The following is a 15234-nucleotide window of genomic DNA, read 5'->3' as shown; positions in this document are numbered from 1 at the left end:
CGTGCCCCGTGCGGTTACAGCACTTCGAAGATGCCGGCCGCACCCATGCCGCCGCCGATGCACATGGTCACTGCCACGCGCTTGGCGCCGCGGCGCTTGCCTTCGATGAGCGCATGGCCCGTGAGGCGCTGGCCGCTCACGCCGTAGGGGTGGCCCAGGGCGATGGCGCCGCCGTTCACGTTCAGGCGGTCGGCGGGAATGCCCAGCTTGTCGCGGCAGTACAGCACCTGCACGGCGAAGGCCTCGTTCAGCTCCCACAGGTCGATGTCGTTCACCGTGAGGCCCAGCTTCTTGAGCACCTTGGGCACGGCGAACACGGGGCCGATGCCCATCTCGTCGGGCTCGCAGCCCGCCACCGCGAAGCCCAGGAAGCGGCCCAGGGGCTTCAGGCCCTTGCGGCTGGCGTAGTCCTCGCTCACCAGCACGCAGGCGCCGGCACCGTCGGAGAACTGGCTGGCGTTGCCGGCCGAGATCACGCCGCCGGGCATGGCCGGGCGGATGCCGCTGATGCCTTCCTTGGTGGTGCCTTCGCGCGTGCCCTCGTCCCTGGAGACCGTCACCTGCTGGGTGATGAGGCCGCGCACCTTGTCGGCCACGCCGGCCGTCACGGTGATGGGGGCGATCTCGTCGTCGAACTTGCCAGCCGCCTGCGCGGCGCAGGCCCGCTGCTGGCTGGCGGCGCCGTACTCGTCCATGGCGTCTCGGCCGATGCCGTAGCGCTTGGCGACCTGCTCGGCGGTCTCCAGCATGCTCCAGTAGATCTCGGGCTTGGCCTTGGCCAGCGCCAGGTCGCGCAGCATGTGCAGGTTCATCTCCTGCTGCACGCAGGAGATGCTCTCCACGCCGCCGGCCACGTACACGTCGGCCTCGCCGGCGATGATGCGCTGCGCGGCCAGGGCGATGGTCTGCAGGCCCGACGAGCAAAAGCGGTTCACCGTCACGCCCGACACGCTGACCGGCAGGCCGGCGCGCAGCGCGATCTGGCGCGCGATGTTGGCGCCCGTGGCGCCCTCGGGGTTGGCGCAACCCATGATGACGTCTTCCACTTCCGCGCCGTCGATGCCGGCGCGCGCGATGGCGTGCTGCACGGCATGGCCGCCCAGCGTGGCGCCGTGGGTCATGTTGAACGAGCCCTTCCAGCTCTTGGCGAGCGGCGTGCGGGCGGTGGAAACGATCACTGCGGAGGTCATGTGCAATTCCTTGGGATTCGGGGGGACACGTGCGGTGCGGTCGGTCGGGTCAGGAGAAGGCCTTGCCTTCCGCGGCGAGCCGGGCCAGCAGCGGCGCGGGCTCCCAGAACTTCGCGTCGTCCAGCGGGTTCTGCGCGAAGCGCTTCATGGCCTGCACCACGTTGAACAGGCCCACCTCGTTGGCGTAGTGCATGGGGCCGCCGCGGTGGATCGGAAAGCCGTAGCCGGTGAGGTACACCATGTCGATGTCGCCCGACTTGCCGGCGATGCCGTCCTCCAGGATGTGCGCGCCTTCGTTCACCAGCGAGAACACCAGGCGCTGCACGATCTCTTCGTCCGAGATCTTGCGCGGCGTGATGCCCAGGGCCTTGCGGTGCTCTTCGATCATGCGGTTGACCACCTCGCTCGGGATCGCATCGCGCTTGCCGGTCTGGTAGTCGTACCAGCCCGCGCCGGTCTTCTGGCCGTAGCGGCCCATCTCGCACAGCAGGTCGGCCGTCTTGCTGTACTTCATGTCCGGCTTTTCCTGGTAGCGGCGCTTGCGGATCGCCCAGCCGATGTCGTTGCCGGCCAGGTCGCCCATGCGGAACGGGCCCATGGCGAAGCCGAACTTCTCCACCGCCTTGTCCACCTGCTGCGGCGTGGCGCCCTCCTCGATCAAAAAGCCCGCCTGGCGGCTGTACTGCTCGATCATGCGGTTGCCGATGAAGCCGTCGCACACGCCCGAGACCACGGCGGTCTTCTTGATCTTCTTGGCCAGGGCCATCACCGTGGCCAGCACGTCCTTGGCCGTGGCCTGGCCGCGCACCACTTCCAGCAGCTTCATCACGTTGGCAGGGCTGAAGAAGTGCATGCCCACCACGTCCTGCGGGCGCTTCGTGAAGCCGGCGATCTTGTCCACATCCAGCGTGGAGGTGTTGGACGCCAGGATCGCGCCGGGCTTGGCCACGGCATCGAGCTGCTTGAACACGGCCTCCTTCACGCCCAGTTCTTCGAACACGGCTTCAATGATGAGGTCGGCGTCCTTGAGGTCGGCGTAGTCCAGCGTGGTGGCGAGCAGGCCCATGCGCTGCTGGTACTTGTCTTCCTTGAGCTTGCCCTTCTTGACCTGCGACTCGTAGTTCTTCTTGATCGTGGCGATGCCGCGGTCCAGCGCCTCCTGCTTGGTCTCCAGAATCGTCACGGGAATGCCCGCGTTCAGGAAGTTCATGGCGATGCCGCCGCCCATGGTGCCCGCGCCGATCACGCCGACCTTCTGGATGTCGCGCTTCGGGGTGCTGGAGGGCACGTCGGCGATCTTGCTTGCGGCACGCTCGGCCATGAACAGGTGGCGCAGCGCGCGGGACTCGGGCGTCCACATCAGGTTGATGAACAGCTCGCGCTCGTAGGCGATGCCATCGGCGAACTTGCGCTTGGTGGCGGCCTCGACGGCGTCCACGCACTTGGCGGGCGCCGGGAAGTTCTTGGCCATGCCCTTGACCATGTTGCGCGCGAACTGGAAGTACGCATCGCCCTCGGGGTGCTTGCACGGCAGGTTGCGCACCAGCGGCAGGGGGCGCACGTCGGCAACGCTTTTGGCGAAGGCCAGGGCCTCGGCGGCCAGCGCTTCGGGCGAGGCCACCAGCTTGTCGAACAGCTTCTGGCCGGGGATGGAGCCGATCAGTTCGCTCTTGACCGTCTCGCCGCTCACGATCATGTTGAGCGCCGCCTCCACGCCCAGCACGCGCGGCAGGCGCTGCGTGCCGCCGGCGCCGGGCAGCAGGCCCAGCTTGACCTCGGGCAGCGCCACGCTGCAGCCCGGCGCGGCGATGCGGTAGTGGCAGCCCAGCGCCAGCTCCAGCCCACCGCCCATGCACACCGAATGGATGGCCGCCACCACGGGCTTGGCCGAGTTCTCCACCGCCAGGATCACCGATTGCAGGTTGGGCTCCTGCAGCGCCTTGTCGGTGCCGAACTCCTTGATGTCGGCCCCGCCGGAGAAGGCCCCACCGGCGCCCGTGATGACGATGGCGCGGACGGCCGCGTCGGCGTTGGCACGCGCCAGCCCGTCGGCCACTCCCTGGCGGGTGGCATGGCCCAGGCCATTGACGGGGGGGTTGTCGAGCGTGATCACGGCCACATCGCCGTGGACTTGGTACTCAGCGGTCATTGCTTGTCCCTTGGTTTGATCTAGAAAACTAGAAAAGAACGATCGTGCTTTTGATTCTAGAGAGTCCGGGCGCGGATGCCAGCCAATGTTGTCCCGGCTGGGACAGAAAACGCGGCGGCACCACAGCTTCACCAGCAGACACGGCGGTCAAGGCTCCCTGTCGTTCGAGCTTGCGCCACTGGAACAGCAGCCCCGCCGACACGCCTTCCTGCCGAGCCACCAGCGACACGCTCATGCCTAGTTCGTAGGTGCGGCGCACCAGTGCCGACTTCTCTGCGAGGGACCAGCGCCTGCGGCGCTGGTCTTTAACGACTACCTCTACTGACTCCGTATGCCTAGTCATATGCACAGTCCTTTTCCTATCTCCAAAGATAAGCGACAGGACGGGGCCGGGGAATCAGGGAGCTATCTCACGGCACCGCTTGGATCCATGAGATTCTTTCGGAATGGGAAACAGCTTTTCGCAGCATCGCTCCTCAATTTCTGTACCGGGCCCATGCTTGCGGCCTTCTAACTAACAAATATTCTCCATGCTTAGCAGTTCCATTAAATCGTCCAGTAGTAACTCCACGCGTTCCCAGACGCTTGAGGAGACGCAACGCCATACAAAACAAGCCGCCGGTTCGTCGGGACCATCAGCAAAACTGGCTCATCCCGAACTCCAAGGAATGCCAGCAGCCAAGCGCACGGCACCAATGCCGATGCAAGCGCGAGCCGAGAGCCCGTTAGCCCAGAAAACACGGCTCACCCAGACTTTCGACGCACAGCGCCATGGCATCGCCGAACAAGCAGGTCCGTCCAATGACCCTCACCGGGTTGCACTCGATAAACTGCAGGCGCGCGGCTTCATGCCGGCTGTTGGAGGGATAGAAATTCCGCTCACGCCCCACTCTCTCCCGGGCGGAGGCAAGCGGGTCCGAACAACTGGCGCTTCTTCATCGAACAATGTCAATGTCGTCCCTAGTCGCGAGGTCGCCCAGCAGCTTCGACAGTCCATAGAAGACACGCAGCTATTGATTCAAACTGTGACCGAAGATCTTGCACAAGCCGTAGAAGACGGCAATCCGGATCAAATAGAAATCAACCGGGAACTACTCACCAATGCACGTTTTGACCTACAAAATTACACCCAACAATATAGGGCGCTTGGAGAAGAAAGCCGTCGAGGAAACCGTTGAATTCCAATAGACACATTGTCAGTGCATGGCCTTTCACTGTTGGTAAGCACAAGTACGCCCCCGTCGATTGTTGATGGCCCGCGAGCATTTGAGGGAGGCATCGCCGGCTCATCTGCAGGGTAACGGCGAGCATCGCATCTTGACTGTGAGTCGCAGTGTGGTCCGGCGGCAAACCTCCACAAACAGCCGCGGAAACGCCTCCGCGTCGCTGAAAACTTTGAAAGTCACTGCGTAAATGACCACGGATTCGTGCTGCGATGGCAAAGCCCCGGAAACGGCCCGGCCGTCGATCTGCGGCGTTGCAAGGCTGCTATACCTCTAGCCACTCCTTGCGCACCGCCGTGTTTTCGCGCAGGCCTTCGGGCGTGCCGTCGAACACGATGCTGCCGTGGCCCATGGCCAGGGCCCGGTCGGAGATGCGCATGGCGATGGTGAGCTTCTGCTCGATGAGCAGCACCGACTCGCCGCTCGCGCGGATGGTGGATTTGCCTGCGCCGTTGGGGCCAATGATGGCCACGCGCTCGCCTGCCTTCACGGCCAAGTTGGCGCCGCAGATGATTTCGGTCTTACCGAAGCGCTTGCGCGGATCGCGCAACTCCAGCGTCGGAATTCCTTCTGCGACCGCCATCATGCGCTCCTCCCTTTACCGGCCACGCCCAGTTGCATGACGCGCTCGATCGCTTCCTGCGTAGCGCTCCACCGCTTCGCGAAGTTCCGTCGGCAGACCTCGAAGAGCCCGATTTCCACGGCGAACACGAGGCCTGTGGCGATCCAGGTCGAGGTGCTGCGCGCATCGAGCACGGCGCCGAGAGAGTTCATCTCCGGCCCGAGCGCCGCATTGAGTTGCAGGTGGTAGGTCATCTCGGTAATGGCGGCAGCACCACGCCCGCGCTGGCCGCCATGATCGCGGGTTCGCCGCTGGTGTTCACGCAGTTCGCCATCGTGGAGCCGCGAAGCACGGCCATCATCGCCAAGGACGGCTCGGGCATCGACAAGGTGCAGGACCTGGTGGGCAAGTCGGTGGCGGTCAACCGTTCGGGCCTGGGCGAATTCCTGCTCGTGGCCGCCCTGGAAAAGCACGGCATCGACCGCAGCCAGGTCAAGTTCGTGTACCTGAACCCGCCCGACGCCGGCCCCGCCTTCGCGCAGGGCAAGATCGACGCCTGGTCGATGTGGAGCCCGGGCGTGGACATCGCCCGCACCGAGTACAAGGCGCACGACGTGTTCTTCGAGGGGCGCGACCTCGACTTCCTGATCGACTTCAACTCCTACGTCACCCACCGGAAATTCGCCGAAGAGAACAGCGCCATCGTGCATGCCGTTAACGCGGCCTACGCCGCCGAAGCCCAGTGGGCCACGCAGAACGCGGCCGAGGCCGAGGCGCTCTACCAGCAGGACGCCAACTACAGCGACGCCGTGCGCGCCTCGCTGCTGCAGCTCAAGCGCCGCTGGGAGGTGCACGGCGTGAACGACGCGGCCTTCATCCAGAAATTCCAGAACGCCGCCGACTGGCTGTCGCAGCGCAAGATCCTGCCGCAGAAGGTGCAGGTCAAGGACTATCTGGCTCGGCTGTGACCGCTGCCGCACCCGCTCCCCTGGCCCACGCCGCCCCCGGCACGGCCTTCACCGCCACGCATTGGGGCGTGTACCGGCCCATCGTCGAAGGCGGCCGGCTCACCGGCATGGCGCCTGCGCCATGGGACGCCGCGCCCTCGCCCATCGGCCAGTCCCTGCCCGGCGCCATCGACTCGCCCACCCGCGTGCGCCGGCCCGCCGTGCGCCGCAGCTTCCTGGACCCGGCCACGCGCCACACGAGCGGCCACCTGCGCGGGCGCGAGCCCTTCATTGAGCTGCCGTGGGACGTGGCGCTGGACCTGGTGGCCGGCGAACTGCGCCGTGTGCGCGCGGCCCACGGCAACAAGGCCCTCTTCGGCGGCAGCTACGGCTGGTCGAGCGCGGGGCGCTTTCACCACGCGCAGAGCCAGCTGCACCGCTTCCTGAACGGCTTCGGCGGCTACATCGCCAGCAAGGACAGCTACAGCCTGGGCGCCGGCCGCGTGCTGCTGCCGCACATCGTCGATGGCATGGACGCGCTGCTGCAGCACCACACCGCGTGGGACGTGCTGGCCGAGCACTGCGAGCTGTTCGTGGCCTTCGGCGGCCTGCCCGTGCGCAACACGCAGGTGAGCCCCGGCGGCGCAAGCGACCACGGCGCGGCGCCGGCCCTGGCCCGCATGGCCACGAGCGGGCGCACGGCCTTCGTCAACATCAGCCCGGCGCGCGACGACCTGGCGGCCGTGCCCGGGGCCGAGTGGCTGCCGATCCGCCCCGGCACCGATACCGCGCTGATGATGGGCCTGGCCCACGTGCTGGTCACCGAAGGCCTGCACGACGGCGCCTTCTGCGCGCGCTACACCGTGGGCTTCGACCGCGTGCGCGACGCCCTGCTGGGCCACGGTGCCGACGGCACCGCCAAGACACCCGAGTGGGCCGCCGCGCAGACCGGCATTCCCGCCGAGCGCATCGTGGCGCTGGCGCGGCGCATGGCCCGCCAGCGCACCCTCGTCAACTGCACCTACTCGCTGCAGCGCGCGCGGCACGGCGAGCAGCCGTTCTGGATGGCCGTCACGCTGGCCGCGCTGCTGGGCCAGATCGGGGCCGGGCGGCGGCTTCGGCCTGGGGTATGGCTGCATGAACTACATCGGCAGTGGGCACGGCAGCTTCTCGGGCGCGCGCCTGCCGCAGGGGCACAACCCCGTGGGCGCCTTCATTCCCGTGGCGCGCATCGCCGACATGCTGCTGCAGCCCGGCGAGCCCTTCGACTACAACGGCGCGCGCCACCGCTATCCCCACGCCCGCCTGCTGTACTGGGCCGGCGGCAACGTGTTCCACCACCACCAGGACCTGAACCGCACCATCGAGGCCTGGCAACGGCCCGAGACCATCGTGACGCACGAGCAGGTGTGGACGGCGCAGGCCAAATACTCCGACATCGTGCTGCCCGCCACCACCTCGCTGGAGCGCGACGACATCGGCAGCGCCGGCAGCGAGCCGCGCATGATCGCCATGCGCGCGGCCATCGCGCCCGTGGGCGAGGCCCGCGACGACTACGCCATCTTCCGCGCGCTGGCCGCGCGGCTGGGCTTCGAGGCCGCCTACACCGAAGGGCGCGACACCGCGCAATGGCTGCGCCACCTGTACGAAGCCGCCCGGCCACGCGCCGAAGCGGCGGGCATCGCACTGCCCCCATTCGACGCGTTCTGGAGCGCCGGCCACCTCGAACTGCCCCGGCCCGCCGCGCCCGTGGTGCTGCTGGAACGCTTTCGACAAGACCCGGCCGCGCACCCGCTGCCCACGCCCTCGGGACGCATCGAGCTGTTCTCGCAGACCATCGACCGCTTCGGCTACGACGACTGCCCGGGCCAGGCCACGTGGTTCGCGCCCGAGGCATCCGCCTGGCCCATCCACCTGCTGTCGCACCAGCCCGCGGCGCGGCTGCACAGCCAATACGACCACGGCCGCGTGAGCCGCGCCACCAAGGTGCAGGGCCGCGAGCCGATCACGTTGAACCGCGCCGACGCGCTGCGCCGTGGCATCGCCGAGGGCGACGTAGTGCGCGTGTTCAACGCCCACGGCGCCTTCCTGGCCGGGGCAGTGCTGAGCGACGACCTGCGTCCCGGCGTGGCGCAGATCGCCACGGGCGCCTGGTACGACCCGCTGGACCCGCAGGTGGCCGGCAGCCTGGACAAGCATGGCAACCCCAACCTGGTCACGCCGGATGTCGGCAGTTCCCGCCTGTCGCAGGGCTGCGCGGCGCAGAGCGCCCGGGTGGAGGTGGCGCTGTGGCGGGGGCCGTTGCCGGAGGTGACGGCGTTCGAGCCGCCGCAGCGGTTGGAAGTGGACGCGGCGCTCGCCCATCCGGCTGCAAGCCAATTCCAGCCCCACCGGGATTTGCACCCAAATTGGCCTCCAGCACAATAGTTACTAGGGCATATCGCTATTAATTAAATAGCACCCATACTGGCGGAGCGTGTCGAGGACGAGTCGGGCTATGCTCGCCGCTGGCACGCGCCCGTGGCGCCGCAGTCCGGCGACTGGTGCTATACACGGATTCACGCAACACACCATTCAAGAGGAACGCATGTCGATCAAAACCCTTCTGAAATCCACCGTGGCGGCCCTGGCGATCGCCACCGGCGGGTCGCTTTTCGCACAGGGCACGCCCATCAACACAGCGGCGTTCGACGCGCTGGTCGCGCAGGGCCCGGTCGCTGACGCGGCCACCATCGCATCGAGCACCTGGGCCAGCAAGATCAAGCAGGCCGGCACCCTGCGCCTGGGCGGCACGCAAACCTCGAACCTGTTCTCGCTGCTCAACGAGAAGGACGGCAGGATGCGCGGCTTCGACGCTGGCCTGGCCCAGCTCATCACCCGCTACATCCTGGGCGATGGGGCCAAGGTCCAGTTCACGCAGGTGACCTCGGCCACGCGCGAGCAGGTGCTCATCAACGGTCAGGTGGACATGGTGTTCGCCACCTATTCCATCACGCCCGCCCGCGCCGAGAAGATCTCGTTCGCCGGGCCCTACTACACCTCGCAGGCCGGCGTGCTGGTCAAGGCGAACAACAAGACCATCCAGTCGCACGACGACCTGGCCGGCAAGAAGGTCGCCACGCAGGCGGGCTCCACGGGCCCCGCGATCCTGGCGCAGTACGCGCCCAAGGCGGCCGTGCAAGAGTTCCAGACCCACCAGGAGGCCCTGGACGCCCTGCGCCAGGGACGCGTGGATGCCTACGTGACCGACCACACGCTGCTGCTCAACGCCCTGAGCCTGGGAACCGGCGACGCCAAACTGGCCGGCGCCCCCTTCGGTGCGCAAGACCCCTACGGCATCGGACTGCCCAAGGGCTCGGACGGCGTGGCCTTCGTCAATGCCTTCCTCAAGAAGATCGAAGCCGACGGCACCTGGGCCAAGCTCTGGACCATTTCCATCGGACAGCGCACCGGCAGCACCGCAGTGCCGACGCCCCCCGCCCTGCCCTGACCCCCGATGGGCGAGGTCTCCCGGCTCCTGGCCGACCATGGGCCTGCCTTCGGGCAGGCCCTTTTGTTGACGTGGAAGCTCACGGTCCTGTCGTTCGTGCCCGGCTTCGTGCTGGGCATGGCCGTGACGGTGCTTCGCCTCTTGCCGCTGCCGCCGCTGCGCTTCGTCCTGACCGTCTACGTCGAGATCTTCCGCAACATTCCCAGCGTCGCGCTGCTGATCTTCATCGTGTTCGCGCTGCCCGACCTGAACGTGCTGTTCGACTATGAGCCCGCCGTCATCCTGACGTTGATACTGGTCTGCTCCGCGTTCACGGCGGACTACCTGCGCTCGGGCATCAACACCGTGGCCGGCGGCCAGATCGAGGCCGCCCTCAGCCTGGGCATGCGCCCGATGCGCATCGTCTCGGCGGTGCTGCTGCCGCAGGCGCTGCGCGCGGTGGTGCAACCGATGACCTCGCTGCTCATTGCGTTGATGCTGTCCACTTCGCTGGCATCGCAGGTGCCGTTTCCGGGCCGGGAACTCACCACGCTCGTGTCCAAGATCGCCAACGACTCCGCGGCCGGCATGGCCGCGTTCGCAGTGGCCGCCGCGATGTACGTGGCGTCCGGGCTGCTGATCGCCTGGGCCGGCGCCGCCCTGGAAAAGAAGGTGCGGATCCTGCGATGAGCCGCCCCCTCGAAGACATCCTGTTCGGTGCGCCCAGCCCCCGGGCCCAAACCGTCGCGCGGGTCGCGAGCGGGGCCGCGGCGGCCCTGCTGCTCCTGCTGGCGGCGGCGGTCGCGTTCCGGTTCCACTCCGCGGGGCAGCTCGACGCCCGGTTCTGGAAATTCTTCGCCTGGCCCACGACCTGGGCCTTCCTGGCCAAGGGCCTGCTCGGCACGCTGGCCTCGGCGGCCATGGCCGCCGTCATCGCGCTGACCCTCGGCCTCGTGCTGATGGTGGGCCGCCGGGCGCGTTCGCGGCTCGTGCGCTGGCCCAGCACCGCGGCCATCGAGTTCCTGCGTGGCACGCCGACGCTGCTGCTCATCTACGTGTGCTTTCTGGTACTGCCGTCGGCCGGGATCAAACTGAGCACCTACTGGATGCTGACCCTGCCCGTCGGCCTGAGCACCGCCGCCGTCGTGGCCGAGGTGTACCGCGCGGGCGTGCTCGCTGTTCCCCGAGGCCAGACCGATGCCGCGCGAAGCCTGGGGCTGACCGAGGTCCAGGTCTTTTCCGTCGTCGTCTTCCCCCAGGCGCTGCGCTACATCGTCCCGGCCCTGGTCGCGCAACTGGTCATCGTGGTCAAGGACACCACCTTCGGCTACGTCGTCACCTATGGCGAACTCATGCAGAACGCCAAGGTGCTCATCGCCAACTACCACTCGCTGGTACCGGTGTACCTGGTGGTCGCGGCGCTGTACTGCCTGGTGAACTACGCGATCTCCAGGGCGAGCCAATGGCTGGGGCGGCCGGTGCATTGACGGTCGTCAGTAGCCCGGTGACGAGACGCTCTGCGAGGAAAAGGACAGCGGTCTTATGGGATTTTCACTCTGACCTCGGCAACCGATGGAATGCTCTCCATCATTGAGTCGACGACCGGTTCATATTCGTTCCGTGCCGACGATCGGCGCTGTTGCACAAATCGAATTGCAGACGGCATGACCCCAACCCCAGACGGACCTATGCCACAGCAGTCACCGACACGGTGTGAGGACGGCCGATCTGACTGAACCGATTGAGCAAGGCCACGCGGACATGCAGCTCCACAACCTGGCGGTCGAACGTGCGCGCGATCACCCGTTCGCCCAGTCGCTTGAAGCAGTGCATCTTCGTCTCCACAAGGCTGCGCCGGTGGTAGCCGCTCCACTTCTTCCAAATGCCGCGACCCAGGCGCTGGCACGCCCGAATGGCCTCATTACGATGCGCCGAGCCCGGACTCGACTTCTTCCAATGGCTGGCGTTCTTGCGGGGCGGGATCACCGCCATCGCGTGCCGCTCGGCAATGGCGTCCAGGCAGGCGCGCGTGTCGTAGGCGCCATCGGCACTGACGCTTTCGATGGATTCGTCAGTGGGAATCTGAGCCAGCAACCCGGGCAACATCGGCGCATCCCCAATGGCGTTGCTGGTCACCTCGATGGCGCGTATTTCCAGCGTCTGCGCGTCGATGCTCAGATGGACCTTGCGCCATTCGCGCCGGTATTCAGCACCATGCTTCTTGCGTTTCCACTCTCCTTCGCCCAGGAACTTGATGCCGGTGCTGTCCACCAGCAACTGCAGCGGCGAGTTGGTTCGCTGGTAGCTCAGTTCGACCTGCAAGGTCTTTTGGCGCCGGCAAACAGTGCTGAAGTCAGGTACCGGCCAGTCCAGCTTTGCCAGCCGCAGCAGGCTCTGCACCATGCCCAGCGCCTGTCGCAAGGGCTGGCCGAACAGGCACTTGATGCTCAGGCAGAACTGGATTGCTGCGTCCGAGAAGGTTCGGCTGCGTCCACGCCTGCCGGTCGGCGTGCCAAACCACTGCATGCCCTCATCTAGTGTCCTGTCCCGTTAATTCGCCCGCATAGTCTGGCGAGTTTTTCGAGGATGGAGTCTGCTGTAGCTGTCCAAGTAAACGGCTGGCAGGACTGGTTGTAATTCGCGATGAATGTGTCGATCTTGTTGATCAGATCCTTCACGCTGGTGAACGAGCCACGGCGGATTGCCCGCGTGGTGATGATCGAGAAGAAGCGCTCGACCTGATTGAGCCAGCTTGAATAGGTCGGAACGAAGTGCATGTGCCAGCGAGGCCGCTCGGCCAACCAAGCGCGCACCTTTGGATGCTTGTGGCTGGCGTAGTTATCAGCTATGCAGTGCACATCCAGTTCGTCGGGCACTGCCTTGTCGATGGCGCGCAGGAAGGCAAGGAACTCTTGATGACGATGCCGGGGCCGGCACTGCGCGATCACTTGGCCATTCATCACGTTCAGGGCCGCGAACAAGGTGGTGGTGCCGTGGCGCACGTAGTCGTGCGTGACACCTTCGACATAGCCAAACCCCATTGGCAGCATCGGCTGCGTACGCTCCAAAGCTTGGCATTGGCTCTTCTCGTCCACGCACAGCACCAGCGCGTTGTCAGGTGGGTTCAGGTACAGCCCCACAACGTCGCGCAGCTTCTCGATGAACAGCGGATCGGTCGACAGCTTGAAGCTGTCGGCCCGGTGCGGCTTGAGGTTGAAGGTCTGCAGATAGCGCGCCACCGTGCTCTTGCTGATGCCCGTATCGGCGGCCAGCGTGCGGGTGCTCCAGTGGGTACCCCCATCAGCAGGCTTGGTGTGCAACGTCTTGGTAATCAACTCAGCAACACGCTCGTCATCTACCGTGCGGGGGCGACCCGGGCGCAACTCGTCGTAAAGCCCTGCAATGCGATGGCGCGCATAGCGCCCGCGCCACTTGGTGACAGTGCTACGACTGATCCCCAGAGCCTGCGCAACCGCGGTGCTGGCTTTATCTGTGCCTTCGCAAGTCAGCACGATGCGCGCCCTGAGCGACAACGCCGCTGGCAGCGAACGTGATCGCGCCATGGACGTCAGTTCCGCGCGCTCCACTTCACTAAGCGCAATTTCTGTTCGGGTCGTTGCATTGGGCATGGCGGCACCTCAAGGATGGCCCGAAACCATGCAGCTATCGTGCCTGCGAATTAACGGGACAGGACACTAGCCACATCGTCAACGAGCCTCGCGCTTTCAGCGCCGCGTTGTACGCCTTCCAGTTCGTCGTGCGGTACTTGCTCCGCTGCCTGTTCTTCGTCTCTGTCACGCAGTCAGTCTACGGGCATCAGCATCGCGATTTGTGCAACAAAGCCCCTTGATGGATAGGGCCTTCTCTAGAGCGCCCCGAACCCTCTCGTCCTCAACAGCAGCGCCGTCATCCTCAAATCCCGTGACGCTGATGATTAGAGGAGATATTTCCTTCCCTGGATGTTCAATCACATGAAGAAAAGCCCTCGCCCAGGCGTGAGAGAGATTGCGCTCATCCACGAGCAGCGGCTTAATAGCGGAGGCGTATTTACTCATCGACAGGCTCCTCAAGGTGACGAAATCGAGCCAGGCCAACGTACTGGCGCCGGGCAATACGGACATAGGTCGCCCACGGTGTGCCGGGTATTGCCACTCGCGTGATGCCAGACTTTGCAGCGCGAAAGAGGCGCCCGGCCGCCAGTTCACGCTCGGGCGCGAGCATTGAGACGTCCACGACGACACCCGCTGGAAGTAGCAGCAGCGCGTCCTGCTCAAGGTCGAGCGTCGGTGAATTCCAGTGCTGATCCGCTACCGTGAGCGGCATGGAAACGACCGCGCCCAGCAGTTCCGTGCGGATCATCTTTGGCGTGATCCGCCCCAGGCGATCACGCTGCGCCTGGTTGATCATGTTGATGCCGTAGGCAAGGTGGTTCACCAAAGTCGCTTGCCCTACACCGAAGTTGCAGGCGATGGTGTACATGTCGAGGGCTGTTGCGCGGTTAGGGTCCAGGCCACGCTTCGCAAAAGCTTCCCGCAGGCCAAGCGTTGGCATCAAAACAAAGGCCGCGAAAGCGTCAGCTAGTATTTCGTTCGGAGGGCGATCGACGCTATTGGCCTGATCTTCCCGTAACTCGTCGATGGTCGAGCCGTGCCCGAAGACGTGATGCCCCAGCTCATGCGCGCACGTGAAAGTTCGTCTCGCCAAAGGCCTGAGCACAGAGACATGGATGCGCGGTTTCGGCGTCCGGTCGTACATGCCCTCCATATTGATATCGTTGAAGCGCACTGCGACGTTATGTGCCTCGCACAAGCCATAAATGCAGGTGGGACTCTTGAGATCCACGCCCGCCTTCACGCGCGCCGCGATTGACGCCTGCATGCCTTGCATCACCAAGGCTTTTCGCCCCGCGGCCGACATGTTTGAGAGCTGAGCACTCATTTGGTCCCCCCTCCCTCTTCGGCGTCCGAGCTGCGCATCGACGCCAGTAGGCGCAGCAATCGATCCAGGTCGTCGGGCTTCAGTTTGCTCAGTTCGCGTGCAGCAAGCTGAAGTCGCGGATCATTCATCTCGAGCTGTTCGGCCGTTTCGCCAAGCAGCCATGAAACGGTGACATCGTAGGTCTCCGCGAATTTCGTCAGTTCTTCTGCAGAAACACGGCGATTGCCGGCCTCGATCTCAGAAACCGTCGGCCGATGCATCTGCAGCAGTTTGGCCACCTGGCCTTGCGACAGGCCGGCGGCCTTTCTGGCCTCTCGCAAGCGTTCGGCGAGCGCCGAACGGTGGGTTTCCGGGCCGTCCGTCATTGCGCGTTCGCCTGCTTGGGTTCAACCACGGCCTGGGCATCTACGAGGGCAACCACCTTGGCCACGATCTCGTTGATCGTCAGCGCAATGCAGGAATCGTCCTGCCGAAAGATGTTCACATCATTGGCGATGTTGATGCCGAGCTTCGCACCCAGCATGCCAATGGCGACGGGCCATATCTTGCTGTCGAATTTCGGCAGGTCTTCGATGGGTTTCGTCGCGCCGCCGAGTGGTGGGCACTCAAGCTCGCTCGTGGCTTGTATGTTTTGCAGCACTTCCACCAGGGTCGTCTGAATCAAAGCAGCATCCATTTGGACCTCTATGCTGGCCATTACGGCCGGTAAGGATATCTTACCACCCCTGCTGAATCGCTGCAAGCGGCACGTGGACG

The 15234-nt window shown here is 65.3% G+C and carries 14 protein-coding genes and 6 pseudogenes; 7 read left to right on the top strand and 13 right to left on the bottom strand.

Features of this window, described 5'->3' with window-relative positions; translation table 11 throughout:
• Positions 1–14: 14 nt before the first annotated feature.
• The 3 genes and pseudogenes from M5C96_RS09835 to M5C96_RS09825 all read right to left on the bottom strand — a co-directional run.
• Positions 15–1190 carry an acetyl-CoA C-acyltransferase gene (locus M5C96_RS09835; RefSeq protein ID WP_272568821.1) on the bottom strand — a complete coding sequence of 392 codons (1176 nt, stop codon included), beginning with the start codon at positions 1188–1190 and terminating at the stop codon, positions 15–17.
• 49 nt (positions 1191–1239) lie between these two features.
• Complete coding sequence (locus tag M5C96_RS09830) at positions 1240–3339, bottom strand: 3-hydroxyacyl-CoA dehydrogenase NAD-binding domain-containing protein (RefSeq protein ID WP_272568820.1); 2100 nt, start codon at positions 3337–3339, stop codon at positions 1240–1242.
• Between the two features lie 115 nt (positions 3340–3454).
• Positions 3455–3682 (bottom strand): annotated as a pseudogene (locus M5C96_RS09825) (transposase); the annotation flags it as partial.
• Positions 3683–3869: 187 nt separating this feature from the next.
• Here M5C96_RS09825 and M5C96_RS09820 point away from each other — a divergent pair.
• A complete protein-coding gene (locus tag M5C96_RS09820) occupies positions 3870–4517 on the top strand; it encodes a hypothetical protein (RefSeq protein WP_272568817.1) in 648 nt (215 codons plus the stop codon).
• Between the two features lie 310 nt (positions 4518–4827).
• Here the strand turns inward: M5C96_RS09820 and M5C96_RS09815 are convergent.
• From M5C96_RS09815 to M5C96_RS09805, 3 genes and pseudogenes are all read right to left on the bottom strand, one after another.
• Positions 4828–4998 (bottom strand): annotated as a pseudogene (locus M5C96_RS09815) (ABC transporter ATP-binding protein); the annotation flags it as partial.
• Positions 4993–5145 (bottom strand): annotated as a pseudogene (locus tag M5C96_RS09810) (ATP-binding cassette domain-containing protein); the annotation flags it as partial. The pseudogenes M5C96_RS09810 and M5C96_RS09815, both read right to left, overlap by 6 nt.
• Complete coding sequence (locus M5C96_RS09805) at positions 5145–5378, bottom strand: hypothetical protein (RefSeq protein WP_272547967.1); 234 nt, start codon at positions 5376–5378, stop codon at positions 5145–5147. The gene M5C96_RS09805 and the pseudogene M5C96_RS09810, both read right to left, overlap by 1 nt.
• Here M5C96_RS09805 and M5C96_RS09800 point away from each other — a divergent pair.
• From M5C96_RS09800 to M5C96_RS09780, 6 genes and pseudogenes are all read left to right on the top strand, one after another.
• Complete coding sequence (locus M5C96_RS09800) at positions 5367–6092, top strand: NrtA/SsuA/CpmA family ABC transporter substrate-binding protein (protein ID WP_336297891.1); 726 nt, start codon at positions 5367–5369, stop codon at positions 6090–6092. The genes M5C96_RS09805 and M5C96_RS09800 overlap by 12 nt on opposite strands.
• Positions 6093–6199: 107 nt before the next feature.
• Positions 6200–7117 (top strand): annotated as a pseudogene (locus tag M5C96_RS26830) (molybdopterin-dependent oxidoreductase); the annotation flags it as partial.
• Between the two features lie 91 nt (positions 7118–7208).
• Entirely contained in the window at positions 7209–8498 is a 1290-nt protein-coding gene (locus M5C96_RS26825) for a molybdopterin dinucleotide binding domain-containing protein (protein WP_336297890.1), read from the top strand.
• Between the two features lie 160 nt (positions 8499–8658).
• A complete protein-coding gene (locus M5C96_RS09790) occupies positions 8659–9561 on the top strand; it encodes a glutamate ABC transporter substrate-binding protein (RefSeq protein ID WP_272568815.1) in 903 nt (300 codons plus the stop codon).
• A 6-nt stretch (positions 9562–9567) separates the two neighbouring features.
• A complete protein-coding gene (locus M5C96_RS09785; RefSeq protein WP_272568813.1) occupies positions 9568–10230 on the top strand; it encodes an ABC transporter permease subunit in 663 nt (220 codons plus the stop codon).
• The gene (locus tag M5C96_RS09780) at positions 10227–11027 is read left to right on the top strand and encodes an amino acid ABC transporter permease (protein WP_272568812.1); all 801 of its coding nucleotides are present in this window, start codon (positions 10227–10229) and stop codon (positions 11025–11027) included. The genes M5C96_RS09785 and M5C96_RS09780 overlap by 4 nt, the downstream gene beginning before the upstream one ends.
• A 199-nt stretch (positions 11028–11226) precedes the next feature.
• On the opposite strand, the pseudogene M5C96_RS09775 reads toward M5C96_RS09780, so the two are convergent.
• From M5C96_RS09775 to M5C96_RS09745, 7 genes and pseudogenes are all read right to left on the bottom strand, one after another.
• A pseudogene (locus tag M5C96_RS09775) lies at positions 11227–12078 on the bottom strand (IS5 family transposase); the annotation flags it as partial.
• Positions 12075–13169 carry an IS630 family transposase gene (locus M5C96_RS09770; protein WP_272563777.1) on the bottom strand — a complete coding sequence of 365 codons (1095 nt, stop codon included), beginning with the start codon at positions 13167–13169 and terminating at the stop codon, positions 12075–12077. The gene M5C96_RS09770 and the pseudogene M5C96_RS09775, both read right to left, overlap by 4 nt.
• 67 nt (positions 13170–13236) lie before the next feature.
• Positions 13237–13338, bottom strand: a pseudogene (locus tag M5C96_RS09765) (IS5/IS1182 family transposase); the annotation flags it as partial.
• The gene (locus M5C96_RS09760) at positions 13335–13595 is read right to left on the bottom strand and encodes a hypothetical protein (RefSeq protein ID WP_272568810.1); all 261 of its coding nucleotides are present in this window, start codon (positions 13593–13595) and stop codon (positions 13335–13337) included. The gene M5C96_RS09760 and the pseudogene M5C96_RS09765, both read right to left, overlap by 4 nt.
• Complete coding sequence (locus M5C96_RS09755) at positions 13588–14478, bottom strand: ImmA/IrrE family metallo-endopeptidase (protein WP_272568809.1); 891 nt, start codon at positions 14476–14478, stop codon at positions 13588–13590. Before M5C96_RS09755 ends, M5C96_RS09760 begins: the two co-directional genes overlap by 8 nt.
• Complete coding sequence (locus M5C96_RS09750) at positions 14475–14843, bottom strand: helix-turn-helix domain-containing protein (protein ID WP_272568808.1); 369 nt, start codon at positions 14841–14843, stop codon at positions 14475–14477. Before M5C96_RS09750 ends, M5C96_RS09755 begins: the two co-directional genes overlap by 4 nt.
• Positions 14840–15154: a hypothetical protein gene (locus tag M5C96_RS09745; RefSeq protein WP_272568806.1), complete on the bottom strand. Its 315-nt coding sequence runs from the start codon at positions 15152–15154 to the stop codon at positions 14840–14842. Before M5C96_RS09745 ends, M5C96_RS09750 begins: the two co-directional genes overlap by 4 nt.
• Positions 15155–15234: the final 80 nt, after the last annotated feature.

This window comes from Acidovorax sp. GBBC 1281, assembly GCF_028473645.1.
Classification (GTDB): domain Bacteria; phylum Pseudomonadota; class Gammaproteobacteria; order Burkholderiales; family Burkholderiaceae_C; genus Paracidovorax.
Note: the sequence above shows the minus strand (reverse complement) of the source record. Positions and strands in the feature narration are given on the sequence as shown.